The organism is Xanthomonas pisi DSM 18956 (assembly GCF_001010415.1).
GTDB lineage: Bacteria > Pseudomonadota > Gammaproteobacteria > Xanthomonadales > Xanthomonadaceae > Xanthomonas > Xanthomonas pisi.
In genome coordinates this window covers 1-23604 of sequence record NZ_JPLE01000028.1, presented here as the reverse complement: position 1 = coordinate 23604, position 23604 = coordinate 1, and the positions used below count along the sequence as shown (strand labels likewise).

19 protein-coding genes are annotated in these 23604 nt (G+C 63.4%); 11 read left to right on the top strand and 8 right to left on the bottom strand.

From position 1 onward, the window contains the following. Nucleotides 1-4: 4 nt before the first annotated feature. The 3 genes from Y887_RS07470 (at nt 5) to Y887_RS20180 (ending at nt 4469) form a co-directional block, all read left to right on the top strand. Entirely contained in the window at nt 5-1402 is a 1398-nt protein-coding gene (locus Y887_RS07470; protein ID WP_046963739.1) for an alginate export family protein, read from the top strand. 139 nt (nt 1403-1541) lie between these two features. Continuing rightward, nucleotides 1542-2396: a hypothetical protein gene (locus Y887_RS07465; RefSeq protein ID WP_046963738.1), complete on the top strand. Its 855-nt coding sequence runs from the start codon at nt 1542-1544 to the stop codon at nt 2394-2396. A gap of 1596 nt (nt 2397-3992) precedes the next feature. Beyond that, nucleotides 3993-4469 carry a hypothetical protein gene (locus Y887_RS20180; protein ID WP_146093424.1) on the top strand — a complete coding sequence of 159 codons (477 nt, stop codon included), beginning with the start codon at nt 3993-3995 and terminating at the stop codon, nt 4467-4469. A gap of 1223 nt (nt 4470-5692) precedes the next feature. On the opposite strand, the gene Y887_RS07460 is transcribed toward Y887_RS20180, so the two are convergent. Together Y887_RS07460 and Y887_RS07455 are read right to left on the bottom strand one after the other, a co-directional pair. Further along, a complete protein-coding gene (locus Y887_RS07460) occupies nt 5693-6838 on the bottom strand; it encodes an MFS transporter (RefSeq protein WP_046963737.1) in 1146 nt (381 codons plus the stop codon). A 198-nt stretch (nt 6839-7036) separates the two neighbouring features. Then, on the bottom strand, nt 7037-7648 hold the full coding sequence (locus Y887_RS07455) for a DUF1349 domain-containing protein (RefSeq protein WP_211256988.1): 612 nt from the start codon (nt 7646-7648) through the stop codon (nt 7037-7039). 223 nt (nt 7649-7871) lie between these two features. On the opposite strand from Y887_RS07455, the gene Y887_RS07450 reads away from it, so the two are divergent. The 4 genes from Y887_RS07450 to Y887_RS07435 all read left to right on the top strand — a co-directional run bounded on the left by Y887_RS07450 (nt 7872) and on the right by Y887_RS07435 (nt 9895). Continuing rightward, nucleotides 7872-8414 (top strand): TetR/AcrR family transcriptional regulator, encoded by a 543-nt coding sequence (locus Y887_RS07450; protein WP_046963735.1) that lies wholly within the window; start codon nt 7872-7874, stop codon nt 8412-8414. A gap of 200 nt (nt 8415-8614) precedes the next feature. Then, nucleotides 8615-9040 (top strand): YqaA family protein, encoded by a 426-nt coding sequence (locus tag Y887_RS07445; protein ID WP_046963734.1) that lies wholly within the window; start codon nt 8615-8617, stop codon nt 9038-9040. Nucleotides 9041-9211: 171 nt separating this feature from the next. Beyond that, the gene (locus tag Y887_RS07440) at nt 9212-9487 is read left to right on the top strand and encodes a hypothetical protein (protein WP_046963733.1); all 276 of its coding nucleotides are present in this window, start codon (nt 9212-9214) and stop codon (nt 9485-9487) included. A gap of 105 nt (nt 9488-9592) precedes the next feature. Next, a complete protein-coding gene (locus tag Y887_RS07435; protein WP_104612172.1) occupies nt 9593-9895 on the top strand; it encodes a hypothetical protein in 303 nt (100 codons plus the stop codon). Nucleotides 9896-9968: 73 nt separating this feature from the next. Here the strand turns inward: Y887_RS07435 and Y887_RS07430 are convergent, their stop codons facing one another. The 4 genes from Y887_RS07430 to Y887_RS07415 form a co-directional block, all read right to left on the bottom strand. Next, the gene (locus Y887_RS07430; protein ID WP_046963732.1) at nt 9969-11027 is read right to left on the bottom strand and encodes a Gfo/Idh/MocA family protein; all 1059 of its coding nucleotides are present in this window, start codon (nt 11025-11027) and stop codon (nt 9969-9971) included. Between the two features lie 167 nt (nt 11028-11194). Continuing rightward, nucleotides 11195-11881 (bottom strand): thermonuclease family protein, encoded by a 687-nt coding sequence (locus Y887_RS07425; RefSeq protein ID WP_046963780.1) that lies wholly within the window; start codon nt 11879-11881, stop codon nt 11195-11197. Nucleotides 11882-12281: 400 nt separating this feature from the next. Beyond that, entirely contained in the window at nt 12282-13598 is a 1317-nt protein-coding gene (locus Y887_RS07420) for a PQQ-dependent sugar dehydrogenase (RefSeq protein ID WP_046963731.1), read from the bottom strand. Beyond that, entirely contained in the window at nt 13595-14011 is a 417-nt protein-coding gene (locus tag Y887_RS07415) for a hypothetical protein (RefSeq protein WP_046963730.1), read from the bottom strand. Before Y887_RS07415 ends, Y887_RS07420 begins: the two co-directional genes overlap by 4 nt. 338 nt (nt 14012-14349) lie before the next feature. Here Y887_RS07415 and Y887_RS07410 point away from each other — a divergent pair, with 338 nt between their 5' ends. Then, nucleotides 14350-15729, top strand: coding sequence for a serine hydrolase domain-containing protein (locus Y887_RS07410; RefSeq protein ID WP_046963729.1), 1380 nt, complete (start codon nt 14350-14352; stop codon nt 15727-15729). On the opposite strand, the gene Y887_RS07405 is transcribed toward Y887_RS07410, so the two are convergent. Continuing rightward, nucleotides 15726-16430 carry a LytR/AlgR family response regulator transcription factor gene (locus Y887_RS07405; protein ID WP_046963728.1) on the bottom strand — a complete coding sequence of 235 codons (705 nt, stop codon included), beginning with the start codon at nt 16428-16430 and terminating at the stop codon, nt 15726-15728. The genes Y887_RS07410 and Y887_RS07405 overlap by 4 nt on opposite strands. Further along, nucleotides 16427-17467, bottom strand: coding sequence for a sensor histidine kinase (locus Y887_RS07400; protein WP_245879451.1), 1041 nt, complete (start codon nt 17465-17467; stop codon nt 16427-16429). The genes Y887_RS07405 and Y887_RS07400 overlap by 4 nt, the downstream gene beginning before the upstream one ends. Nucleotides 17468-18091: 624 nt before the next feature. Here Y887_RS07400 and Y887_RS07395 point away from each other — a divergent pair. The 3 genes from Y887_RS07395 (at nt 18092) to Y887_RS07385 (ending at nt 23592) form a co-directional block, all read left to right on the top strand. Next, nucleotides 18092-18724: a carboxymuconolactone decarboxylase family protein gene (locus Y887_RS07395; RefSeq protein WP_046963726.1), complete on the top strand. Its 633-nt coding sequence runs from the start codon at nt 18092-18094 to the stop codon at nt 18722-18724. Nucleotides 18725-20397: 1673 nt separating this feature from the next. Then, nucleotides 20398-23148: a S8 family serine peptidase gene (locus Y887_RS07390; protein WP_046963725.1), complete on the top strand. Its 2751-nt coding sequence runs from the start codon at nt 20398-20400 to the stop codon at nt 23146-23148. Nucleotides 23149-23382: 234 nt separating this feature from the next. Further along, on the top strand, nt 23383-23592 hold the full coding sequence (locus tag Y887_RS07385; protein WP_046963724.1) for a hypothetical protein: 210 nt from the start codon (nt 23383-23385) through the stop codon (nt 23590-23592). The last annotated feature ends 12 nt before the right edge of the window (nt 23593-23604 follow it).

The window sequence follows — 23604 nt, the reverse complement described above, 5'->3', positions numbered from 1 at the left end:
GCATATGTCGTTACGCCTCACACTGCCCCTGGTGTTGCTGCTGTGCCCGTGCATCGATGCATGGGCACAGTCTTCCATCGATGCCACCGCCGCGACACCGCTGCGCCCTGCCATCAAGTCGAACCGCTGGCAGGAAGACTGGTCGCCACTTGTCGATCCGGCGCTGCGTACGCATCCATTCGATCGCCTGAAATATGTGCCGCTTGGCGAGGCGGGCCATGCATCGTTTGGCATCAACCTGCGCGAACGCTTCGAAAGCAACCACACGCCTGCGCTGGGGATCGGGCGCGACAGCGACAGCTATCTGTTGCACCGGCTGCAGGCGCATCTGGACGTGCGGGTCGGCGAGCACGTGCAGCTCTTCACCCAACTGGAAGACGTCCGCGCAGTGGACAAACGCCGCATCGGCCCGGCCGATGCCAATCGCGTCGACCTGCGCATGGCCTTCCTCGCCTACACCGCGCCGCTGGGCGCTGGCCAGATCAAGCTGCGCATGGGCCGGCAGGAGTTTGCCTTCGATCTGCAGCGGTTCGTCTCGCTGCGTGACGGCCCGAATGTGCGCCAGTCCTTCGATGCGGTGTGGGTCGACTACGAGACCGGCCCATGGCGCTGGATTGCGTTTGTCAGCCAGCCGGTGCAGTACGCCGATGTGCGCAATTTCGACGATCTCTCCAACCGGCATCTGCGCCTGGATACCGTGCGCGTCGAACGCCACGTCCTGGGCAGCGACGAACTGTCGCTGTATTACGCGCGCTATCGGCAGGACGACGCCAGCTTTCTCGACGCCGCCGGCAACGAGCGACGCGACATCCTCGATGCCCGCTTCGCAGGGGTGCATACTGCCCTGGACTGGGATCTCGAGGCGATGGGGCAACGTGGAAAGGTCGGCAACAGCCGCGCGCGTGCCTGGGCGCTCGGCCTCAAGGCCGGCTACACCTTGCAGGACACTGCGCTGACCCCACGTCTGGGGCTGCAAGTCGATACCGCCTCCGGCGACCGGCATCCGAACGATGGACAGCTTGAAACCTTCAACCCGCTGTTCCCGAACGGCGCGTACATCAACCTGGCAGGCTACACCGGCTATAGCAACCTGCTGCTGGTCAAACCGATGCTCACCCTGCGTCCCAGCACGCGCCTGAGCGTCACCGCCGCGCTGGGGCTGCTATGGCGGCAGAGCACGGCCGATGCGGTGTATGTGCAGCCGGATATCCCGCTGGCCGGCACTGCAGGCACCGGCAATCACTGGACGGGCCGCTATCTCCAGCTGCGCGGTGACTGGAAGCTCAACCCACAGCTGCAGACCGCCATCGAAGCGGTCCATTACCAGGCCGGTGACACTGTGCGCGCCGCCGGCGGTCACGACAGCAACTACATTGGCTGTGAGATGAAGTTCATGTGGTAGCGGGCGCTGGATCGCCTGCGGCCGCGCTGAAACTGTTGATGACCAGGACGGCATGGCAACGAGGGTCCTTGAGTGTCTGCGGAACCCTGGGCGTATCACTGCTGCCGTGGGCGCCCCCATCGGCGGAGCGGGAGGCGCGTTGTTTGTCGGTATTGGCGAGTTGGTGGGTCGCGGACGCGACCCTGTCCAGGGCAAGATTGGCCGGAACGACCCCAACGGGTCTGCAGCCGACACCATCGACATGAACTCACCGAACAGCAATTCCGGCACCGGCACGATCATCGACAACACGCTTCCGTATATTCGCCCCGGGTCGAAGGTCATCGTGGCAGGCAAGGTCGCCTTCACTGCGCCGAAGGCAGGTTCGCTTGTTCTGAGCGATGCCTCGACCTGGTTCTCCCAGCAGATCGCGCGCTTGCCGGAGATGATCGATACCTCGCTGCCTGTTGCCGCCCAGTTCGAACAGGCCTACCAGTTACGCCAGATGCTGCGCGCGTCTGGTGCGAACAGCCTGGTCGACAGCACGCTGCGCGGCGAGTTCCTTGAAGAATTCGTGCTGGCCTCCCGCGAGAACATCCGTGCGGAATTCTCCGACAAGCTCTCCGGCGATCCCCTTTACCGCAAGATGCTCGCCGAGGTGCTCACCAAGGTCGATGACACCATTGCCTCGGAACCCAGCTGTTTCATCGCGGGTACGTTTGTGTGGACCCCAATAGGCCGCAGGCCACGCTTCCCACCTTTGCGCAGCGTGACCCAGACCTCTGCCGAGAAGCTGGGAGACGGAAGGCTCTTCCCCTGGATCGTCTTCGAAGACGGCAACGCGGGAAGGCACGACTTACCGCGCCGGTTAGCCTGGGCGCGCCTTACCAACGTAGAGTTGTCCGTGCCACCTTTTGATATATATCCTCCACCTTGGAACCGAGAAGAATGGGGGAATCGACGATATGGGTTACTCCGTTCAAACCGTCGCAGTCCGTTCCGAAACTGTCTATGACTTCCACGATTTTATTGCCACCACCTTTGACCCATTGCTCCACGCTAATCTTGAGGCGATAGGTATAGGGCCTTTGCATGCCCTGCGGATTTAGGTCCATCGCTTCTCTCGCTTCAATCACTCTCCCGGTGATGACAAGGTCGGAATGCTGGACCTCTTCCTCTTCGGTGAATTCGTTGAACGGGCCTTTGCCAATGGGCTGGCAGGCAAAGGAACAGAGCGGAAATAAAAGAACGAATATGGCGACCGGTAGGTGCGAAAGAGTTTTCATGAAATTGATTTCGGAGTGAGTGGCGCCACCGGCGCGGCATGGAGTCGAATGACGTACGGCAGCGGAACGTCAACGCGGTAACGCATGACTTCTGCTCCCCAGCACGACCATCGTCGGAACAAGCATGCCACAAGCGAAATCACGCTGCTTGCCGGGGCAAGTGCCGCACACGGCGACCAAATTCCATTACTAACGTGGTGCAGCTACCACCGCCACACCCGCTTCCTAAGCAGATCCGAAGCTACCGCCTAAACTTGCGTAACGGTGATGCCGATATCAGCATCACCCCCGGCGTGGGGTCTTGCGATATGGCCAGAGGTGCGCGTTGCAAGGTGAAGCTGCTCGTCGTTATTTACAAGAATCCGGGAACTCTGCATGCAAGCCCGTCAATTGGTTTTGATCGCCACCCTGACCGCAGGGCTAGTGATGAACGCCCCATCCGAGGCGCAAAGTCGCCCCTCCGTTACCGCAGTGCCTGATGCCGGTATCCCGGAAGGTCGGCCCATCAACCCAGATTGGTCTCATGTTGGCATGTCGATGCGGGCGCTGGAGCGAGCCTACATCGAATCTTATGAGCAGTCCGGATTCCGGCTGGCCAGGCGGGATGTGTCGCCGCCCCCAGGCAACTGGTTGATCGAACTCACGTTTCAGTTGAAGAGTGCGCCGAAGGGACCCGACGCGCCTGGCACCATACTGCGCATCTCTAGCCCCCAGCCAGCCAGATGCGCATGCTCCGTGAGCAGGCTAGACTTCAGGTGGGCTGACACCGGCAGTTCCGATCTGGCAGCATCCGCACGGGGAGAACGTCTTCTCATCAAAGCCGATACCGCTGCGCTGGCAAAGGTCAGGCAACGGTTGGGGGTAAGCCTGCCCGTTATCGAGCTCACACCCCCAGACTCACACAAGAGCACTGCATCGCCGCTCGCCGAATGATCCCGGCGTCCACCTGACCCGGGCGTTTCTCATCCACGGCGCATCTCGCGGCACACAGATTTAGGCCTGACTGACGGGGTAAACTAACCGGTCCAGGTTCAACTAACGGGGAGCAGGTTCACTTCCCATCGGGTTACGACGACATCGTCGTCAACCTGGGAGCGTCCAGTCAGCCCGTGATCGACTGGACCGCGACGGTGGGAGCGTATCCAACGGGGCTGGGGAACACTGGATGGGCCGCGCTGCTGGGCTGCACGGTGTCGGGGATCGATCTGCTCGTTGCGCAGACAGGTCTGGTGGTACGGCGCGACTGAGCGATGGCCGCCCCGAAGAGCGGCGGCAGTTGAAACTTATATCGGATGCAAGATGTTCCAGAGAACGGAGAACACTACATGCAAGCCCGTCGATTGCTATTGATCGCCACCCTGACCTTGGGGCTATTAATGAACCACCCATCCCCCGCACAAGGTCAAATACCCAGCGATGTGCCTCATACCGGCATGTCGCTGCAGGCTCTGGAACGCGCCTACATCGAATCCTATGAGCAATCCGGATTTCGGTTGGCTAGCCGCCATGAGGAGTCGAATTCCTTTGGTTCCTTGACGATCGATCTCGTTTTCCAGTTAAAGAGTGCACCGAAGGGACCAGACGCGCCCGGCACCACGCTGAGAATCTTGAGCGATCGGCCGCCCGGATGCGGATGCGCCCTGGTCAGGCAAAGCTTCAGAGGATTCGACGCCGATAGTCCCGACTGGCCGACAGTCGCTCGGGGAGAGCATGCTCTCGTAAAGGCCGATACGGCTGCGTTGGCAAAGGTCCGGCAACGATTGGGAGTGAGCTTACCCGCCATGGATATGCCCATACCCTGACGCTACTGCTTCTAAGATTCACGCTATACCTGGGCAGCCATGGGGATAAACAGGCGGCAGTGACAAAGACTTAACTGAGTCAGGCCGTCTGGAAAGCTCACTTCCTCATCCTGGCATGACCCTCCAACGTCCAATGGACTGCACAGCCCAACCGCAACGTGGAAAACCCCTAGCGCGTTGACGGCACCTGTCGAGTCTTGGTGCTTCGGCCTCTGTTGGAAGCGTCCAGAGCGGTGGCTACATCGTGGTCAATCCGGGCACGTCCAGCCAACCGGTAATCTACTGGACGGCCGCGGCCGGAACATACCCGACGGGATTGGCGAACACTGGATGGGCCGCACTACTGGGCGGCCAGATTTCGGGGATCGATCTGCTCGTTGCGCAGACAGGTCTGGTGGTACGGCGCGACTGAGCGATGGCCGCCTTGCCGGGCGGCGGCCGTTGAAATTCATATCGAGGCAAGATGTCTCAAGGACCGGAGACCGCAATATGCAAGCCCGTCGATTGATGCTGATCGCCACCCTGACCATGGGACTACTGATGAACCACCCATCCGCCGCGGTTACTCCCGTTGGCGAAGTGCCTCATGACGGCATGTCACCGCAGGCCCTGGAACGTGCCTACGTCGAATCCTATGAGCAGTCTGGATTCCGCTTGGCAGGCCGCGACAGGCAGGTGGATCCCGGCGGCACTTGGACGATCGACCTAGTATTCCAGTTGAACAATGCACCAAAGGGACCCAACGAGCCTGGTACCACGCTTCGTCTTTCGGGCAGTCACCCAACCCTATGCGCGTGCGACCTGAGAAGGCAAAGCTTCGTTGGGCCTGATGCCGACAGTCCCGATCTGGCGGCATACGTTCGCGGACTACGTGTTCTCATAGAAGCGGATGCGGCCGCACTGGCAGAGGTTCGGCACCGATTAGGGGTGAGCTTGCCCGTCGTGGATATGCCCACCCCCTGATGCTGTTGCTTTCAACCGCTATCTCATATGGCTACATGACCGTGCCGAACGACACTATCGCAAACAACGCGTTGCGCAGATGCGTGGCGCACAGCGGCTCAGATCGTTGACCGTCATCGGCGAGCCGGCGTTGACGGAACCAAATGCACGGAAGGCTGCGCTGCAGTCAGCGCAGACACTGCTTGTCCGCTGACTGACCGCTGTAGAAACCCCGCGCCACCACGCTAGTGAACAAGGCTCCGACCCAGCCCTTCCTCTCCCTACTCAGCGTGCTCCGACCGCAACCAGCGGGCAGCGATCGCGACCGCAAGCATGGCGGCGGCAACGAGCATCAGCGCGGTCGTCAGCCCCCAACCGTGGGCGGCGAAGCCGATCAAGGCGGGGCCGGCTAATACTCCGGCGTAACCCAATGTCGTCATCGCGGTGATCGCCATGCCCTCGGGCATGGCACGCTGTTGACCGGCCATCGAAAACAATGCCGGCGCAATGTTGGCGCATCCCACTCCGATCAGCGCATAGCCCAGCAGCGAGAGCTGCCACCAGGGCGTCAATACTGCAATCACAAAGCCCACGCATGCAGCCAGTCCACCTAGCATGATGGATCGGACGCGGCCCACGCGTTCCACCAGTGCGTCGCCAAACAGCCGCATGGCGGTCATGGTCAGTGCAAAGATCACATAGCCCGCGCCGGCCTTGGCGGTATCGACACTGCGAACCTGGGTCAGGAAGACAGCGCTCCAATCCAGGATGGTGCCTTCGGCGAGAAACACGACAAACGCCAGAATACCGATCAACAACACGCTGCCACGCGGCCAGGCCAGCAGCGGGCCCTGCTGGGTGCCCTGCTCCGCTCTCCAGTGCGGCGCAGCCAGCGCAGCGACGATCACGATGCTGAGCATGGCGATCGTCGAAGCGATCGGCGGTGCGATGCCGAGGCTGAGCAGCACCGTCATCAGCAAGGCACCGGCAAAGCCGCCGATGCTGTAGAAGGCGTGGAAGCCGGACATCATCACCCTGCCGCTCTCGCGCTCGACCGCGACTGCCTGCATGTTCATCGTGCAATCCATCGCGCCAACGCCGGCACCGAACAGAAACAACACCGCACCCAATGCCGCCGCCGATTGCATCGCGCTCAAGAACGGCAATGCAACGCACATCATGGCCACGGTTGCCAGCATCACGCGCCTGCAGCCCGCACGTGACGCCCACACCCCGGCGACGGGCATCGCCATCAGCGACCCGGCACCCAGGCACAGCAGGACCAATCCAAGCCTCGCCTCGTCCAATGCCGATTGGTGCTTGGCGAAAGGAACCAGCGGCGCCCAGATCGACACGGCGAATCCGGGAATGAAGAACGCAGCGCGGGTTGCGTGCTGTTGCGCACGGTGGGAAACACGAGAGCTCATCGAGGATCCAACTGCAAGGACACCGCCTGCCGTGAACAGACGACGCAAGAAGCGAACAGGAAATACAGCTAATAGTGACCAGGTCGCCGTGGACTGCGGACTCGGCAACGCAGTGTACGCGTGGCATAGGTCGCACCTCGCACCGACCGATTCAGCCTGGCGATGCGCGCTGTCTTGTTTGTTGGCTGCGCCAAGCGCTCAGGACAGATCGTGCAGGTCCTTGCCCAGCACCGGGCCAAGCGTCCAGTCGGAAAAGTGAACCTTCAAGCCCTCGCGTTCCGGCGTGCAGGTCATCGGGCCCACCAGATAGTGAGCAGCCACCGGGAATGGGCATAGCCGCACCAGCGGCCAGTACTCGCCGTCCCTGGACGCCTGCAAACGCAGGACGCCCTTGTCGACGGTGGCGCGGATCCAGAAGTCCGACGGATCGGCTTCGTACGGACCTGTCGCCCAATCCGACGTGCCATCGGTAAGAACGCTGCTGAGCATCGCGCGACCGTCGCTGAGCTCGATGCCCGCCTTGACCCACTGGCGCTCATTAACGCGGATCATCAGGCCGGCCTGATCGTAGAGCTGCTCGAATTTGGCGCGGACGCGCAGCTGGCAGCTAAACGCAGCCGGCGCCGCGATGCCGAGAAAGTGCCCGCTATCGCGCGTGAACCCGTAATGGGTCTCGCGCCAGAAGTCGGTGCCCTTGTCGGTCACGACCTCCAACACATCGCCGTCCACGATGCGGTGCGATCTGGGCTCGTTCAACCAGCTGCCTTGCTGCCAGCTGGCTGATGGCGCCGCGCCGGCACCGGTTGCCATGACCACGCCACCAGCAGCCAAACCGCCCAGTGTCGCCCTGCGCCCGATATCGACCTGGTGTTTTTTCGAACCCGTCATACGTAATCCTCAAGGCGAAAAGGAGCTGCTCTGCGGTGCCTTCTCGCAGGCATCGTAAAGCCGCCCGCGTCAATTTGTACATCCGTACCAATTGGCAAGTCAACTCTGGATTACCATCGCCTGGTCGATACGTGCGCGAAGACAGATGAGCGGCAGGACCTGGCAGCAAGACCCACATCGAAAAGAACACATCGAGCAGGCCGCCTTGCAGGTGGTTGTCGACCATGGCGTGGCCGGGACGACCTTTCGCAAGGTTGCCGAACAAGCGCAGGTGCCGTTGGGCGCGACCACGTACTACTTCGGCTCCATGCACGAGCTGCTGATCGCGGCATTCACCCGCTTCTCGCAGGAGGTGTCGAAAAACTTCGCTGCCGAGATCCGCGCTGCGAACAACCGCGACCAGGCCTGCGATGCGGTAGTGAACATCATCTTTGCCGACAGCACCGCCTCGCCGCGGATCCTGCTGCTGAGCTACGAGCTTTACGCGTTTGCGCGCCGCCATCCGGAGATGACGGCGATCATGGAGCAATGGATGGCACGCAGCCGCGCGGCGCTGGAGCTGCATTTTTCCAAGCCCGCTGCCAGTGCGATCGATGCCTTGATCGAAGGCATGACGATCCATCGTTCGGTGGTGCGCATGACCAAGAAAAGCGTGCGCAACGCAGTGGGACAGCTGGCCTTGCTGTAATGCATGCTGGGCGCCCTATGGTTGGGCGACGGTGCAGCAGGCCATCGCCTGCATGACGGCGGATGGATCATTCGCATACCGAGTTGTCAGGTGACGTTTCTGCGGATGTGGCTGTCGCTCGTACACCCATGCATGCGTTAGCCAACGCTCTCCCTCGTTCTTTCAAATTCAAAACGCCATGACCAACCCGTAGGCTGAGCTTGAGCTATCTCTCGCTGTTCGCACTGTCGTTGATTGCCGCCACCCTGCTGCCTGCGCAGTCGGAGGCGGCATTGGTTGCGCTGTTGCTGGACGGCGGTTCGGTCGTGGGGCTTGTGGCCGCCGCGAGCCTGGGCAACGTGCTGGGCTCGCTGATCAATTGGTGGATCGGACGCGAGCTGGTGCGCTTCCAGGGGCGACGCTGGTTTCCGGTGACGCCGCAGGCCTTGGCACGCGCGCAAGCCTGGTATGGCAGCTACGGTAAATGGTCCCTGCTCTTGAGCTGGATGCCGATCATCGGCGACCCGCTGACGCTGGCGGCCGGGGTCATGCGTGAGCCGCTGCATGTGTTCCTGCCGTTGGTGGCGGTCGCCAAGACCACGCGTTACGGCGTGCTCGCATGGGCAACGCTGACGCTCGTCCGGTAGCGGCAGGGACGTCAAGCTTGCCGGACACACAGCGCGCATGACGCGGCGCGCCATCGATGCGCGAGGCCGCGCACGGGTTCTTAACGTGGCATGCCTATGCTTGCCACGCGCCGCAGCCCATCTGCTGCGCATCCAGGGACATTGCACAATGGACATTGCAAAGGAGATCGTATGAAGAAGCTGCACAGCATGCTGTTCGCCGGGTGCCTGCTTGGCCTGAGCACCCAGGCCTGGGCCGAGGTGGCCAACCTGACCAATAGCGCCGATGGCGCCAACCGCGAGGCCGGAATCGCAGCGGTGAAGAAGAAACTTCAGGATGCCTGCACCTCCCGTCAGGGCAAGGTCGACATGACCTCGTTCGAGGTGGTGTTCGAAAAGACCAGCGCCAATCCCGACGTTCCCAAGCCGTATTACGTGGACGGCAAGATCAAGTGCGATCTACCGTGATCACCAGACAGGCGTAGCGCGCCGTACCGCGCCGCCGCATGCATCAATGCAAAGCCCCGCAGACGCGGGGCTTTGCATTGATGGCGATCGCGCATCGGTGGTGCGTTGCAGTCGCCGCCGTTGCTGGATCGGCACATCGCGCTGCAGTGTCGCCGCCAGCGCCGCGCTGCACCTGCTGCAGGGCATAGAGTTGCGCACGCAAGACAGATACGCTGCCGGTCTATTAATGACAGGTACTACCGCAACACCGATCAATCGCATGCGTTCGAGCGCGAAACCAAGATCGATGCCAAGCCGGTGAGCGGTAGCGACATCAAGGTCGATACGATCATCGGCACGCGCAACGCGCAGATCCAGGGCGACAATGTGTCTGCCTACCGCACACGGGTACGACGCGAGAGCGATTGACCAGTGGCTACGGCACTGCCTGCGCTTGCCGGGAGCGCAGGACATGCGGCTGCGCTGACAACGATGATGCGGGTCAAGCGTTATCGGTGCCAGCCGTTGCAGCAGCTCGCAGCTGTACGCGCGCCGCGTCCAGCGTTGTCATGATTTGCACTACTTCGTCGAGCGGATGCAGCGGCGACTCGCGACGGCCTTCTCCGATGTAGCGTGCGGCCGCGTTGACCTGCCATGACAGCCCGTCGTAGCCCTGAATACCGGTGGGGTCTGTCCATTCGACAGGCGTTCCGGCGTCGGCGTTGCTGCCAATCCGCAGCCTGGACGGATTGTGGAAGTCCCCGGCCAGGTCGATGCGTCCTTCGGTGCCGGCGACGTAGGCCATTGAACTGCTGCGCGCGACGATGGAGCTGATCAAGGTCGACTGCGCATGCGAGCGATGCGACAGCACGACGGTGGAAAAGGCATCCACGCCGGTGTCGGTGAGTTCGCCGACGGCAGTGATCGCGGTGGGCGCGGACAGGATCATCGAGGAAAACTGCACGGCGTAGACGCCCAGATCCAGCAGCGCGCCGCCGCCAAGGTCGGGCCGTCGTTGCCGATGTGCAGGGTCGCTGGGCCCACGCTGGCTCAGGTCGGCAAACACCTGGCGCACATCGCCAAGCGCGCCGTCGGCAAGCAGTTTGCGGATCACCGAGGTGTGCGGCAGGTAGCGGGTCCACATCGCTTCCATCAAGAACAGACCGCGTGCACGCGCTTGCTGTACCAGCAGGCGCGCGTCGTCGGCGCAGGTGGTGATGGGCTTTTCGATCAGCACATGCTTGCCCGCACGTAGCGCCAGCAGGCCTTGCTCCAGATGCTCGCTATGCGGCGTGGCGATGTAGACGATGTCGACGTTCGGGTCTTCGACCAGCGCCTGATAGCTGTCGTACGCCCGCTCGATCGCCCATGCCTTCGCAAACGCGTTCGCACGCTCCCCGCTACGCGAAGCAACTGCGACAGCGCGTTGGTGGGTATTGCTGCGTAACGCGCGAACGAAGGCGGTTGCAATCACGCCTGGCCCCAGCACGCCCCAGCGCAGGGATGGCTCGCCTTGGCCAGGCACGAACAGATCGGGCTCGGGAACGTGGAGCAGTGACATGGGGTGCCCGCGTTGTCGTGGAGCGGTCGATGCTAGCAAACCACGCGTTGTGATCGGCGCGGCATGGCGGCTGGTGCGCAGCACTGCAACCCAGCGCAGCGAACGCGGCCGGTGCGCGTGCTGCATTGTTTGCATCTCATGCCCGGCCTACCGATCCGGTTTCCTACCTAGCGGGCGGCACGTCGCCAACCGGCCTTGAGCGCATCCTGGGCCGTACAGAAATAGCGCTCGCCCTTGTCGGTGGAGATGCTGGTACGCGCGTAATCGCGTTGACCGGGCATGTGGAAGATCTTGCTGCCCTTGCCCGAAATATTGCCCTTGATGACGCACTTGCCCGGCACAGCTGCCGATACCGTTGCCGACGCGCGCGCAGCAACCTGCTGGCGCTTGCTGCGGCGGTACTCGGCAGGCTGCTGGAAGGTGCCCTGCCAGAGATTGCGTTTTTGCTGCTGTGCGATGCGCTCATCGGCGATGAACGTGGTGGCGTATTGGCGATACGCCACCGCCCAACCGTTGCGCACCATCCAGCCGTTGACCGATTGCCCTTGTACAAAGCAGTCCGCAACGAGCCGTCCGTAACGGTCGGTATCGGTTTGCCGACAACGCACGGTCTTGTCCATCAGGTAGGCGTCCAGCGCCGCTGCCGAACGACGACCGCAGGGCCACGCAACACCATCCGGGTCCTTGCACTGCTGTGCGCTTTCCGGCGCATCGATCCCCCCTAACCGGATGCGCTGGTGCGCCACGGTAATGGTATCGCCATCGGTGACGGTGGCCCGACCGACGAGCTCTGCTGCGCTGGCAGGCAGAACGAGCGCGACTCCAATAACACCCAACACCCATCTCAACAACATCGACAACAACGTCCCTTGGCGAGCGGTAGAAGTCGTCCATGCGTTCTTCCCGTGTATGCATTCTCGGCCGGATGGCAGTGCCCGGCGCTGTCCTGACGCCTGACGTCCACGCGGCAGTGCCGACGCAGGGCCGGCACTGTATGCGAATGCGGCGGGGATGGCTATCTCCTGCAGCTTGCGCGCGACAATCAACTGGCGATGCGATACATCACCATGGACGGCTCACCCCAGGCATAGCGTTCACGTCACACAGGTCACATGCCTCGCGTTGTCGCGTGCCCGTCCTGCTCTACTCGGCGCACTGCAAAGAACCGGCTGTCTAGCCACCTTGCATGATCACAACAACAAAAGAAAACCCGCCCGACGCATGATGCGCGCGGGCGGGTTCTCGCACTGCGGCTTACTGTGGCGCAGCTGTGGTTGCGGCAGCCTCTGGCGTCACGCGCCAGATGATGTTGGCCAGGTCGTCGGCCACGATCAACGCGCCGCGCGGATCGACAGTGACACCGACCGGGCGACCGCGCGTCTTGCCGTCATCGCCATGGAAGTCGGACACGAAGTCGATCGGCTGACCCGCCGGGCGACCGTCGCGGAACGGTACGAACACCACCTTGTAGCCCACTGGCGGGTCGCGGTTCCAGCTGCCGTGTTCGCCGACGAATGCGCCGTCGGCAAACTTCGCGCCCATCACCGGCGACGAGAACGCCACGCCCAGTGCGGCCACATGCGAGCCCAGCGCGTAGTCGGGTGTGATGGCGGAGGCCACTTTCTGCGGATCCTGCGGCATCACCCGTTCGTCGACGTTTTTGCCCCAGTAGCTATAAGGCCAGCCGTAGAAGCCGCCTTCGCGGACCGAGGTCAGATAGTCCGGTACCAGGTTCGGGCCGATTTCATCGCGCTCGTTGACCACTGCCCACAGCGCACCGGTCCCGGGCTGGATGGCCAGTGCGGTAGGGTTACGCAGGCCGGTAGCGTATGGCTTGTGCGCGCCGGTTGCCGCGTCCACCTGCCAGACCTGCGCGCGATCGACCTCGGCAACCATGCCGCGCTCGGTGATGTTGCTGTTGGAGCCGATCGCCACATACAGGTAGCGACCATCCGCACTGGCGGTGAGCGCCTTGGTCCAGTGGTGATTGATCGCCGATGGCAGATCGGTCACCTTGCTCGGTGCGCCGCTGGCCTTGGTCTGACCCTCGCGATAGTCGAAGCGCAGCAGCGCGTCCTGATTGGCGACATAGAGCGCATTGCCGATCAGCGCAAGCCCGTAGGGCGCGTTGAGCTTGTCGGCAAAAACCGTCTTCAGTTCATAGGTGCCATCGCCATCGGCATCGCGCAACAAGGTGAGGCGATTGCCGCTCTTGGCCTTGGACGTGCCCTTGGCCTTGATCGGGCCGGCGATGATGTCCTTGGGCTTGAGGTTTGGCGCAGAGCCGCCGCGGCCTTCGGCCACCAGGATGTCGCCATTCGGCAGCACCAGCGTCTGGCGCGGAATGCCGAGGTCGGTCGCGATGGCGGTGATGCGATACCCCGCCGGGACAGTCGGCTTGCGGTCGCCCCATGCGGTGGGCTCGGCAATCGTCATGTCGGGCAGTACCCCGCGATCCGGGGCCGGCAGTTCCGGCGTGGCGCCGTGCTGATCGAGCTCAGGCGCTTTGCCGCAGGCGGCCAGTGCAGCGGCAAGGACGGAGACTGCAAGCACATGTGTGTAGCGGCTCATCGTGCACCTCCCATGCGCAGACCCGACAGCCCCGCCCAGGTAGCGATCAACGCGAACAGCGTGGCGATTGCCGACAGCGTCAATGCCGCCGGCATGATGGCCCAGGCATCGCGCGCGTGATGCAGCGCATCGAAGAATCCGACGATCCAGGTTGCCACCAAGGCGACCACATAGATGACGTTGCGGCTGCCGCGCACAAGCCCGACGGTGGCGGCCACAAGCGCGATGGTGGTCACCACCATGGCCCCGACCAACAGCCAGGACGCGAAGTTGCTCCATTGGATCTGGTAGCTGCTCCAGTAGGCGTAGTCGCTCAATAGCGCGCCAAGGAACAAGGGCCACACGCCGCCGAGCACGGCTGCATGGAACGGATGGATGGCCCAGCGACGGGGCGAAACGACAGCTGCATTCATGGCGGACTCGTTGGGGCAATGGCGAAACGTGTCCCGATGCTGCCAGCTGGCGTGTGACGAGCAGGACGATTTTGCGTGCACCGCCTTGGCTCATGCCATGAACGCACTGTTGCACGCGCCAGGTCGTTGCGCGATTGCGCCTGACGATGCGCAAAGGCCACCTGGCACCGTCCTGCTGTCGGCATCCATCGGTGCCCGCTCGCGCAGTTCGACCAGACAGCTCGCCGCTCATCCCGCCACACGACCGCTGGACCGGCACACCGACCACAGGTCATGGAGTGCTCGGTGCAGCGAGAACGCGCTTTTAGGCTGGCCGCATCCACTCAGGGAGCAGGCAGATGAAGACGATCGGAGCAGTGATGCTGGCAGCGGTATTGAGCGCAGCCGGGGTAGCGCGTGCTGCACCACCTGCGGTGACTGCGCCCGCCACCATAGAATTGGAACGCGAGGCCGATGCATTTTTCAAGGGCAATCAACCCGGTGGCGTGGTGCTGGTCACACGCGGCGACACGGTCTTGCTGCGCCGGGCGTACGGCATGGCCGATATCGAAAACGGGCTGGCGATGCAGCCGGATGCCGCGCTGCGGCTGGCGTCGATGAGCAAGCAGTTCACCGCGGTGGCCGTGTTGCAGCTGGTCCAGGCAGGCAAGCTGAGCCTGGACGCGACGGTGGTGTCGCTCGATCCGGCGCTGAGCGGCCCGCTGGCGCAGGTGACCGTGCGGCAGCTGCTCACCCACACCTCAGGCATCAAGAATGTCAGCAGCATCGCGGCCTCGCGCGCAGCACGGCGCGACGACACCGATGCGCCGAGCCTGATGAACTACTTCAAGGACCTGCCGCTGGAGTTCGCTGCGGGCACCCGGTTCGGTTACAGCAACTCCAACTACATCGTGCTGACCCATCTGATCGAACGTCTCTCCGGTCAGTCCTACGCTGCCTACCTGCAGCAGGCGCTGTTCCAGCCCCTGGGCATGCAGCACACGCGCTATGACAGCCACCTGGCCATCATCGCCAAGCGGGCCCATGGCTACCGTCGCAGCAAGGGCGAACTGCAGAACGCGGACTTCATCAGCATGACGCAGCCGCAAGGCGCCGGTGGCCTGATCAGTACCGTGGACGACCTGGCCATCTGGCACCGTGCATTACGCGATGGCGTGCCGGTGCCCGCATCGCTACTGGCGCAGGCGATGCACAAGACCGTACTGGCCGATGGCAGCGCTTCGCCTTACGGATTCGGCTGGATCATCGGCCAGGCCAATGGCATCGCCGATGTCGAGCACGGTGGTTTCATCAATGGCTTCAACAGCTACGTGGTGCGCCTGCAGCAACCGGACGTCTTCGTCACCGTGTTGACCAATGCGGAGTTTCTGGACCCGACCACGCTCAGCGTGCGCCTAGCGGCCATCGCCGCAGGCACACCGTATGCACCGGCCCTTGTGGCGCGTAACGACGCCCGGGCGTGGCTCGGCCGCTACCGCTTTGCCAAGGACGACGTACGGATACTGGCCAGCGTGGACGGCGCGTTGCAGCTGCAACGCGAAGGCGAGGATGCGCTTGCGGTCACGCCGCATGCCGACGGACGCTACTACCTGGGCGACACCCTGGACGCGTTGAGCTTTGCCGTCGACAGCAGCGGACGGGCTGTGATGACGCTGCACGACCGTTTGCTGGGCGACAGCAGCGGCATCGGCGAAGTGGCAGCAGGCGCTGCGCGCTAAAGGCTCAGCATCTCCCGGAACCGCACGCTCTGCCGACGTGAGATGTCCACTTCCAGCCCGCCGCGCAGGGTGAGCATCAGCCCCCCATTGCTCCACGGCGCCACCTGCTCCACGAAATCGAGATTGACGATGTACTTGCGGCTAGCGCGGAAAAATTTCTCCGGCGCCAGCTGCGTTTCGATCGCACCCAGTGGGCGATACAGCAGCGGCGAGTGGTTCTGGAAGTACACGCGGCTGTAGTTGCCCACTGCCTCGATCGCACGGATGTCGCGTGGCTTGACCAGAAAGCAGTGTTCGCCATCCTTGATGAAGATGGCGCTGTCCATCGAGCGCCTCAGCGGCGCGGTGGGCAAAGCCTCGCCCACCTTGGCGATGGCCTGCGCAAGTCGCTGCGGCGCGATCGGCTTGAGCAGGTAATCCACGGTGTTGTAGCCGAAGGCCTTGAGTGCGTGGGCGTCGAATGCGGTGGTGAAGATGATGCGCGGTACCTGGCTCAGCCGCTCCAGCACATCGAACGCATTGCCGCCGGGCAGATCGATGTCCAGAAAGACCAGCGCCGGTGCGCTCGATTCGATCAGCTCCACCGCGGCATCCACGTCGCCGGCATGCCCCAGCACGCGTATCTGCGGGTAGCCCTTGAGCTGATGCTCCAGTTCGAAACGGGCCAGCTCCGAATCCTCCACGATCACTGCATCGATCACGCACCACCTCCGATCCAGACCTGGGCAATCACGCACCCGCCCTCTCCCTGCAGGCCCAGGCCGGCGCCTGCGCCGAACGACAGTTGCAGGCGTTGCCGCAGATTCGCAAGGCCGGTGCCGCCGTTGCCGGTGTGCTGCAAGCGGCCGCTGTTGCGCACGTCGATCTGCAGACGCGTGCCCTGCAAGGCGATCTGCACATGCAGCTCGCCTCCGCTGCTGCTTGGCCCCAGGCCATGCTTGATGGCGTTTTCCACCAGCAGCTGCACGCAAAAACGCGGGACCTGCCGCGGCAACGCACGCGGGTCCAGCTGTTCGGTATAGCGCAGGCGTTTGCCCAGCTGCATGCCGACCAGGCCCAGATAATCGCGCACCACCGCCATTTCGTCGTCAACCGTGACCAGGGCTTCTTCGCCGCCGCTGAACTGGTAGCGCAGCGTGCTGGCAAAGCGCGTGATCTGTTCGCGCGCCAGCTCCGGGTCCATCAGGATGAGCGCGCGGATGTTGTTGAGCGTGTTGAAGGTGAAGTGCGGGCTGATATGGCCGAGCAGCCGCTGCAACTGCGCCTCCTTGAGCGCCAGGCGCAAGTCGTTCTGGTGGCGTGTGGCCTCGGCCAGGCGCGTCTGCCTGCTGATCGACAGATACAGCAGACTCCAGGCGATATAGGCGGGAAACAGCAAGGGTGTACTGGAGATCATCGGCTGCGCGTCATGCAATGCCATCGTCGCAGGCGACAGATCGCGCAACAGCCACAGCACGCCGTGCACGGCAAGATCGACGCCAACCGCCATCGCCAGGCTGCCGACGAACAGCAGCCCCAGCCAGCGCAACTCGCCATACCCATCGGCCTGCAGCCTTCGATACAGCCAACGCAGCACCAGGCTGCCCAGCAACCCGCCCATGCTCAGACCGACCACTGCAGCAAGCTGGAGCGCGTCGGGCACCCGTTCTTCGCTCGGCCGCGCCAGGTAGGCGATCGCCAGGAACAGCGCCCATCCCAAGGTCTGCATCAGCCAGAACATGCGTCTTACCCCGCGCATGCGTGCCGCCTTCCTGCATCGATCAAACGCGTCCGCTCCGTTGGCGCTCAGGCAGGACATCCCTGCTGCAGGCTGACGCGTAGCATAGGACGCCGAGGCATGCAGTGCATCACTCCTGCGGAAACGGTGTCTCCATCCGGAGGCGTCTTGCGCCTACGCAAAGCGCTACGCGCTGACGTGCTGGCGGCCGCTGGGTAGTGCGTTGCCTGTCTGATCGTTGGTTGCCGTCCAGCCGCCTACAGATGGCGTCGGCGCATCAAACGATCTCATCGCATCACACCGTTATCGCCACGCGGTAATGAGCGCACCTCATCACTGCATGCGGTACACGCGGCTGGAACGGCGAGGCGGATACGGCATGCTGGCGCCCTGTCCTGTCCAGACGCATCGCGGTGCGTGCATGACCCATCGCGCAGCCACCCAGGCCTGCGGTTATCGCATCACGCAAGGAGATAACGCTTGGATTCCAGCGCAGCGACCCCTAGATCTGTATCTGACAGACAGACCACGTCGGTGCGTCGGCCTCATGTGCTCGCGCGCGTGGTGGCCTGCGTCCTCGCCGCGGTCGCTGTCTGTGTGGTTGCCCCCTCCCCCGCGGCAACACGTTCCCCGGAGTCCATCGGTATGCCCATCTCGGAAAGTCTGTCGCCCCGACAGCAAGCCATCGCACCGATCGCCGCGTTTGCGGCGACTGGCGATATCGACCGTTTGACCACGGCATTGGAGGCAGGCCTGGACACCGGTCTGACCATCAACGAATGCAAGGAAGTGCTGGTACAGGTCTACGCCTATGCCGGCTTTCCGCGCAGCCTCAATGCGCTGTCGGCGCTGATGCAGGTGGTGCAAGCGCGGCAACAGCGCGGCCTTGCCGACGCGCAGGGCGAGCTGCCTGGCCCGGTGCCGACCGGCCCGGAACTGCTTGCGTTGGGCACCGCCAATCAGACGCAGCTGGTGGGGGCGGCGGTCTCTGGGCCGCTGTTCGAGTTCGCGCCGGCCATCGATGCCTACCTGAAGACGCACCTGTTCGGCGACATTTTTGCGCGCGACAACCTCGATTGGATCAGCCGCGAGCTGGCAACGGTGAGCATGCTCGCGGCGCTGGAGGGGGTGGATTCGCAATTGCAGTCGCATCTGAAGATCAGCATGAACATCGGCATGAGCAGCGCGCAGCTCAACGCGCTGGCGCAGGTGCTGGACAAACGGGTCGGTGCGGCGGCCGGCACCCGCGCCAAGGCCGCCCTGGCCAAGACGCAGTAAGGATGCTGACAAGCTGATGCAGCCGCCGGGCAAGCGGTTCGCCCGATGTACTGCTGCGTGGCTGGGAGCGACCTGGCCACAGGTGGAACCGCTGCTGCGGCATGCGTGTTTGCCTGCGGAATAGGCCCATTTGTTGCCAAGCCGGGCTTGCTGCCTAGCTGCGCCGCGCTCTGCATCGACCAGGCCGCAGGTGCTCGCCAACAGTCCCGAATGCCTCCTCATCTGACGCATCCTCGACAGGGCCTGCAGTTCGGCGAGTCGGCAGGCAATCAACGAGGCGCCGCCGACACTGCCGGCGCCGTCACCCGCTACTTGCAAGCTGCGGGACGCATTGTTGCGGAAAGAGCGGCCACCACGCGCGCTGCAAAGGCTGCACCTTCAACCGTCAATCCAACTCTGCGTGTCTTGTACTGCGACCACGCGCTGTTTACCTCGGTGAGCTGCCTGTCCGCGCACCGCTAGCGCTCCATGGACCATTCGGGAGCTACCGGGGGCTTGGCCATTGGTTTAAGCGCGCCGGACCTTCCGAGCCGCATGCGCGTGGTGGGCCGCTCTTACAGACGTTCAGCGGTGGCATTTGCCCAAAAACCTGCTGACGCACGACCGGTCTGTCGACGTGAACGCCCATGCCCGCCCGTGCAGGTAGTGCAGGTAAGGAGCCGGTCTCCGCTCCGTGCCGTGCATGAAGACTTCCCGCCCTGGCTGAGCAGACCGCTCAAACCTTCACAGCCTCGACTTACCGCCTTGCGCGATACACCTGAGGCAGAGGTCACCGGCGTGAGCGCCAAGCGGGCTGGACCTCTGCAGGCTTCGAAGGCTGACTATGCGAAACGCTTGTCCACGCCGCCCCCCGCATAAATTCACCGAAGAAGCTCGCCAGAACTCAAAGGTCGGATAATTAAATAACACCCAGATCACTCCAAGGCGCCCCAAAAAACGGCAGCCTTAAAAAAACTCGAAAAATAAACTAAATTATTCAAATCATTCATTTTCGATGCAACCGATTGCGTAATCGATGCCTTTTGACGTGGAATTTCGCACAATCGGACGAGGTCGCTCGGCGTCGCGAGAGGGCGTTTTATCGCAATGACATCGGGAGACAATCCTGATTTCTGACAGCTTAAACAATCGTCGCAAGCAAACTATTCAAAATTCCGCCGCGTACAGCAGAGTCCGTTAGAACGCCTAACTTCCGGTTGAATTCGCTACAATGCGTGAGGGATTTACCCACATCTTCGACATCATTCCCTGATTCCTCGCGCTCTTCGTCGCATTTAGGATAGCCGCCCTCTGCGAAATGTGACGGGGTATTGTTGCGTTCGGTCTGACAGTTTTCTGAATTTTCATCTGTTAGCGGCCTTTTAATCCGATATCGCTATGAAGTGAATCGGTGTTTCCTATCGCACGATCTTTTTCTCTGAATAGCAACTGTCCATTCAGACTTTAGAGTTAATGGCTAGCGCCGTTAAACAAACCGCAAGCACACGGCGAGTGCATCAGCGTATTTGCCGGGCGCTTCGGCAGCACAAGTCCGAGAGGATGGACCGCTGCAGTTGAAGTGAATAACACGTGAAATTAAACGCCTTCGTTGGTGACCGCCAGCGCTGGGACCTTCTGCGCCAAATTTCAGAATCGGCAGTAGCGGCGCGCCTACAACGGAATCGACCACGCTTATGAATCGCTCGCTACTTGCAACCACCATCGCCTCCTGTCTTGTCCTGACCGCATGTGGCGGCGGTGGCGGTGGCGGCAACGTCCGCAGTGAGCCGCCGCAGAGTACGGTGATTGCGCCGGCACCCACGCCGACCGCGCCGACCACCCCGGGTACCACGTCCGATCCGCTGCCCAAGACCGCGCCGGTTCCGACGCCTGCGCCTGCCCGCTATCAAGGCGTCGGCAGCAATCTGCTGGTGCCGATCAATGCCGATCTGGCGCAGCAGGCCGGTGCCCGCGGCCAGGGCGTGAAGCTGGCTGTGCTGGACGACAACCTGGTGCCGAGTTACGCGCCGATTGCCGGCAAGGTCGATGGTTTCACCGACTACACCGCTAGCCCGGGTACGCCCGAGTCGTCGTCCAATGCGCTGCGCGGCCATGGCACGATCGTTTCGGCGCTGGTGCTGGGCTCGGCGCAGGACGGCTTTGCCGGTGGCGTCGCTCCGGATGCGGACCTGTTCTATGCACGGATCTGCGCAGAGAATTCCTGCGGTACCCAGCAGGCCCGCCGCGCGGCGGTGGATCTGGCGGCCTCCGGCGTGCGCATCGCCAACCTGTCGCTGGGCGCCTCGTATGCCGACGCCGCCGGCAGCGCCAACGCGGCAGCCGCCTGGCGATATGCGCTGACCCCGCTGGTGCAGACAGACGCGCTGATCGTCGCCTCGACAGGCAACGAAGGCGCCGCCGAAGCCTCGTATCCGGCGGCGACACCGGTGCAGGAAGCCAGCGTGCGCAACAACTGGCTGGCGGTGGGCGCGATCAATGTCGACAGTGCCGGCAATGCGGCTGGTCTGACCAGCTATTCCAACCATTGCGGCGCCGCCGCGCAGTGGTGCCTGGTGGCACCGGGCAGCTTCACCGCTCCGGCGCTGGCCGGCACCGAATTGCAGGGCCAGATCGCCGGCACCTCGTTCTCCACCGCTGCGGTCAGCGGCGTCGCGGCGCAGGTACTGGGCGTGTATCCGTGGATGAGCGCCTCCAACCTGCAGCAGACCCTGCTGACCACCGCGACCGACCTAGGCGACCCGGGGGTGGATGCGCTGTATGGCTGGGGCCTGGTCAACGCGGCCAAGGCGATCAGGGGACCGGGCCGGTTCGCCAGCAACTGGTCGGCCACTGTGGGTGCCGGCTACGACAGCACCTTCAGCAACGACATTTCCGGCAGCGGCAGCCTGACCAAGAATGGCAGCGGCAAACTCACCCTGAGCGGCAACAACAGCTATACCGGCGGCACCACGATTGCTGACGGCGTGCTGGCGCTCTCCGGCAGCCTGCGCTCGGATCTTCTGGTGGCCAACTCGGCCACCTTCGAGTCGCGCGGCGGCGTGATCAACGGCGGCTACAGCCTGGTCAACAACACCGGCACCACCGCCATCCAATTGGGCAAGGGCCTGACCGTCACCGGCGTGGCCAGCCTGAAGGGCAATCTGCTGTTGCTGCCGGAAGCGTCCGGCTACAGCGTCGGCAGCAGCGAGAAGATCGTCAGTGCCGGTGTCCTGCAGGGCACGTTCGACCGTGTGCAGTACGCCAACAATTTCTTCTGGACCGCGTCGCTTGCCTACGACCCGACCACCGTCACCGCAACCCTGACCCGTAATGCATCCGCCGCCAGCGCGCAGGCCGCGGGTGCGCCGCAGGCAGTGGTCAACGGCGCTGCCCAGGCCGATGCGCTGGTCAAGGTGCTGGACACCCGCGTGGCATCCGGCGACACCGCAAATCTGGGTGGCCTGATCAGCGCCACCGGCTCGCTGCTGGCGGCATCCAATGCGCAGGTTGCCGCATCGCTGCCGACCCTGGCCGGCCAGGTGCATGGCATCGAGCGCACGCTGGGCTTCCAGTCGGCACTCAACGATGCGCGTGTTGCTGCCGATCGCCTGCCCTACCTGGCCGACACCACCACGCTGACCACCTGGATGCAGGGCAGCTACCTGGATGGCGATCTGAGCCGCAGCGGGTTTGCGTCGGCCGACTACACCCAGCAGGCCACCACCTTCGGTGTGGATCTGCCGATCGGCAGTGCCGGCACGGTGGTGGGCGCGGCGGTGACCTCCGGTCAGGACCGCGCGCACATCGACGCATCGGCCAGCCGTCTGCGCTCGGACCGTTACGCAATGACCGCGTACCTGTACCAGCCGATCGGCCAGGCGTACCTGTCGGGCATCGGTTCCTATGGCATGAGCAATGTGGAGACCGAGCGCAACGTGCAGGCCGGCAGCGTCGGCGAACGCTTGCAGGACCGTCGCCACGACACCAACTGGTCGCTGCGCGCGGAAGTCGGCCTGCTGCCGCATGCCGGGCTGTCGCCCTTCGTGGCCGCAGGTGTGGTCAGCCAGACCCAGGACGCCTTCAGCGAAGCGTCGGTGACCGGTCTGGGCCTGAGCGCCGGCAGCGACACCTTGCGCGCGGGGTATGGCGAGGTGGGCGTGCGCGGTCATCTGGCACGCGGCAAGTGGGGCTTCGATGGTCTGGTCGCCTACCGCTCGTTGCTGGGCAACCCCAACGCCGACTTCAGCGCCTGGTTCACCGGCTTGCCGGAAGCGCGCTTCACTGTGGCCGGGACGCCGGTGTCCAAGCAGGCCGTGCGCGCCTCGGTCGGCGTGCGGTACCAGGTCAACGACGCGTTCTCGCTGTACGGCAATGTGGGTGCCGAGCGTGGCCGTTCCGAGTCCAACAGCATCAACGCCAACGTCGGTCTGCGCTGGCAGTTCTGATCCAGCGATGGCCGGTGGTAACGCGACAGCATCCGCTGGCCGCGTCACGCCAGCGACTGCCAAGGCCCCGGCATGCCGGGGCCTTCGTACGTCCGGGCGTTTCCAAGCGCCAACCTCATCGCCGGCATCCCTGTGCGCATCTGTCCCGGTGCGGCAGCAACGCTACGACGTTGCTGCGTGCAATGCAGCGGATTGCAAAAACGCCTGAAACCCTGTGCGCGCGATCGATGCGGAATGCGCCTTGCGCGCTATCGCCGTGATCTCTCGCCGATCGCGTCCCACGGCCAGCCTACCTGGGTGCATGTCGGTGCCGAGACGCCTGCGCTGGTCGAGACACAGCGCCCGCTGACCGAGCCCGCACCGATCGTCGACCTCATCGACGGCGTCGCATCGATGCGCAGCTGGCCGAGCGGATCGGCACAAAAAAGCCCCGGCATGCCGTAATGCTGTTCACTT

Coding starts and splice junctions, on each gene's coding strand:
- Y887_RS20180 (WP_146093424.1), top strand. CDS start 3,993: ATGCAAGCCCGTCGATTGCTATTGATCGCCACCCTGACCTTGGGGCTA.
- Y887_RS07415 (WP_046963730.1), bottom strand. CDS start 14,011: ATGAATGCAGCTGTCGTTTCGCCCCGTCGCTGGGCCATCCATCCGTTC.
- Y887_RS07440 (WP_046963733.1), top strand. CDS start 9,212: ATGAAGAAGCTGCACAGCATGCTGTTCGCCGGGTGCCTGCTTGGCCTG.
- Y887_RS07390 (WP_046963725.1), top strand. CDS start 20,398: ATGAATCGCTCGCTACTTGCAACCACCATCGCCTCCTGTCTTGTCCTG.
- Y887_RS07450 (WP_046963735.1), top strand. CDS start 7,872: ATGAGCGGCAGGACCTGGCAGCAAGACCCACATCGAAAAGAACACATC.
- Y887_RS07460 (WP_046963737.1), bottom strand. CDS start 6,838: ATGAGCTCTCGTGTTTCCCACCGTGCGCAACAGCACGCAACCCGCGCT.
- Y887_RS07420 (WP_046963731.1), bottom strand. CDS start 13,598: ATGAGCCGCTACACACATGTGCTTGCAGTCTCCGTCCTTGCCGCTGCA.
- Y887_RS07455 (WP_211256988.1), bottom strand. CDS start 7,648: ATGGCAACCGGTGCCGGCGCGGCGCCATCAGCCAGCTGGCAGCAAGGC.
- Y887_RS07470 (WP_046963739.1), top strand. CDS start 5: ATGTCGTTACGCCTCACACTGCCCCTGGTGTTGCTGCTGTGCCCGTGC.
- Y887_RS07430 (WP_046963732.1), bottom strand. CDS start 11,027: ATGTCACTGCTCCACGTTCCCGAGCCCGATCTGTTCGTGCCTGGCCAA.
- Y887_RS07400 (WP_245879451.1), bottom strand. CDS start 17,467: ATGCGCGGGGTAAGACGCATGTTCTGGCTGATGCAGACCTTGGGATGG.
- Y887_RS07425 (WP_046963780.1), bottom strand. CDS start 11,881: ATGTTGTTGAGATGGGTGTTGGGTGTTATTGGAGTCGCGCTCGTTCTG.
- Y887_RS07410 (WP_046963729.1), top strand. CDS start 14,350: ATGAAGACGATCGGAGCAGTGATGCTGGCAGCGGTATTGAGCGCAGCC.
- Y887_RS07395 (WP_046963726.1), top strand. CDS start 18,092: ATGCCCATCTCGGAAAGTCTGTCGCCCCGACAGCAAGCCATCGCACCG.
- Y887_RS07385 (WP_046963724.1), top strand. CDS start 23,383: ATGCGCCTTGCGCGCTATCGCCGTGATCTCTCGCCGATCGCGTCCCAC.